Raw genomic sequence first — 2,487 nt, 5'->3', positions numbered from 1 at the left:
GTATTTTGAGCAGCATATAACGCCAGCTGTTGTTGAGGCTGCCAATAATCTGAGTAAAATATATAAACCTGATGCTAATTGGTAAGGTTGATTGCTTTATTGATCTATAAATTAAAAAATCTACGATACAGCATGTATCGTAGATTTTTTAATGAAGTACATTTTTTGGTGTTGTGAGATTGGTACTATCTACTCATGCGCCAGACACAGTGGTCATGACGCGCGTACATCGCAGGAATGTACCACCATTCTCTATAATAAGGGTTGGGCGTTTGGTCTACTTGATTGTAACGATCTAGTGGCTGCATATCTCCAGACACATCACGCCCCCAGACAAACGATTGGCGCTCCCTACCTTCAGAGTACATATTTGGATCAAACCACACACCTCCGCCCACAATTCGTTGGTCGGTTTGTTGCATGAGATTGCCCAAGGTTTCTTTGTAAAGCGAATCTTCTTTTGGTAACCCGCCAGCCATCGTGCTGGTTGCTTTGGCCAATCCGTCGACGTGGCTAATGCTCGCCATAATACTATTAATAGCTTCGTTTCCGGTCTCAACCACTGTTTCTGATGTCATCTCTAGTATGCGAGGCTTAGCTTGAATTTCAATAACCCAATAAACCATCAAGATGATCAATAAAAAAGCCAATGCTAAAATAATCAGTATACGTGTGGAAATACTACTAAGTTTGCTAGCAATATTCATGAATAAGCCTTATGTGTATACGCCCACTATTATCAATAAAACATCATTCAATGAATTTAGATATCAGTTATACGCAATCGTCATTTATAATCAGCCAAAGGATACGGTTCTACTATGACAATATGATGACTTACGTTTATCACTTAATGAAATAAAAGAAGCCGCTTAAAAATAAGCGGCTTCTTTTTTTGAAAAGCGAATAACTTTTACTGATTTTTAACATTCAGACCCAACCTTCTTCTAGCAGATGCTCAGTATTACTGACTTTAAACCCATTACATAAGTCATAGAACGCCATTGGATCTTCAACATTATCAAGCAACTCTCGTTTATGCAGTGCCACAAACAGCGCTAACGCATACGCTGCACTATGAATAGATTTTTTCGGATTGAAAGTAATATCAGTAAACCCTTGATATTGTATTACTTCCTCGTGCAGCTGGGAGTTTTGCTTTAACGCATTTACATATAGCCAGTCATAAAACGTCGTTAACGGCTCTACACCCCACTCCATTCCAAAATAATTGTAGCCAATCAGCTCCCCTGAATTCATTAATCGCTCATCTTTTCTAGCCTGCCTTGGCGCTACAGTTAACAAATCAAGATAAGGACCGCCATCTTCAAAGACCATACTAGCTTGAAAGGCATTTTCGACACTATATGGGTTGCCATCATGCTCATCAGTGATTTTTAAGCTGAATGGGCTTAGGGGAAAACTCAGCTTGTTGCCAGACTTGCTAGACAGCTCTAATACTTGCTTAAATCCATATTTTTTACGAATGACTTGATGCAGATCATTGATAGTTTTTTTCTTTTGTTTACTAGAAAACCCCACATGCCGCTCAATTCTAACCATATCTGTTTTTACCAGATTATCACTGTTAACTTTGGGCATGAAAACAGGTTTATGCTCTACAGCGTTCTGTGCTTGTTCCATAGGAATGTGCCTTGATATCAATGGTCTATCTAAATAATTTGTTATAACTGTATTAACTTCACAGAATTTTGACTTTGACGATGTATTCTATGATTGTTAGCAGTATTGATTATTAGTGTTTTGTTAGCTAGCAGCCAAATGTAGTGATTTTATTGAGAGTTGTCGCCTTTATCGGCGCTCGCAGGGAAGTTTATCTTATTATCAGTTGTTTATCCTGCCTTATTTCACGGTTGTTAATAGTTTTTCTGGATTTATCGTTGAGATGATGCCAACCGACTTATTGGGATGGCACCATGCTTTATTTCCTACTAGACACAGATAGTAAGGCATATCGTATCAATACAGGAGAGCTCTGTGACGACAGACTCGGCTGATACTGCATTCAGAAACATCAGTAACTTAGTGGCAAAAGGTATATTAAAAAATCTGATGTTTCATCGCAAAAAGAGCATATAATTCTTGAACACTAATGAGGAGCTAGATTATGAAAAAAATGATAGCAATAGCTATTTTGTCATTAATGAGTGTGGTTTCAATCTCAGCCAATGCGTGCCCAAAGGGCGAACATCCACATGGCGGTACAGGTTCTCATCATAAGGGCGGCTGGTGTTCACCTTAATACAGTTAATCTTCTATAAAATAGTGACAGTGTTGAATTTTCTTGAAGTGTCACATATACATCTGTACTCAGTTGCCTCACCTCTCTTTTACATCAGATCAACTATGCTATGTTATGTTGATGGCTTAAGGCGTTGGAAGCTGCTAGCGATGAATATAAAACCTAATCAGACATGACAGTATAGTGAAAGCGATATATTGTTATGGCTTAAAAAGCGTTTAGAT

The 2,487-nt window shown here is 38.3% G+C and carries 3 protein-coding genes; 1 reads left to right on the top strand and 2 read right to left on the bottom strand.

The annotated features are described in order from the left end of the window. Positions 1-185: 185 nt before the first annotated feature. Both ACT3QP_RS14585 and ACT3QP_RS14580 read right to left on the bottom strand, forming a co-directional pair. Positions 186-707 (bottom strand): hypothetical protein, encoded by a 522-nt coding sequence (locus ACT3QP_RS14585; protein ID WP_225739255.1) that lies wholly within the window; start codon positions 705-707, stop codon positions 186-188. A 223-nt stretch (positions 708-930) separates the two neighbouring features. After that, on the bottom strand, positions 931-1,644 hold the full coding sequence (locus tag ACT3QP_RS14580) for a DarT1-associated NADAR antitoxin family protein (protein ID WP_192520120.1): 714 nt from the start codon (positions 1,642-1,644) through the stop codon (positions 931-933). Positions 1,645-2,128: 484 nt separating this feature from the next. Here ACT3QP_RS14580 and ACT3QP_RS14575 point away from each other — a divergent pair, with 484 nt between their 5' ends. Beyond that, the gene (locus ACT3QP_RS14575; protein ID WP_263972666.1) at positions 2,129-2,263 is read left to right on the top strand and encodes a hypothetical protein; all 135 of its coding nucleotides are present in this window, start codon (positions 2,129-2,131) and stop codon (positions 2,261-2,263) included. Positions 2,264-2,487: the final 224 nt, after the last annotated feature.

The organism is Psychrobacter sp. AOP7-B1-24, assembly GCF_052376215.1.
Classification (GTDB): Bacteria; Pseudomonadota; Gammaproteobacteria; order Pseudomonadales; family Moraxellaceae; genus Psychrobacter.
Note: the sequence above shows the minus strand (reverse complement) of the source record. Positions and strands in the feature narration are given on the sequence as shown.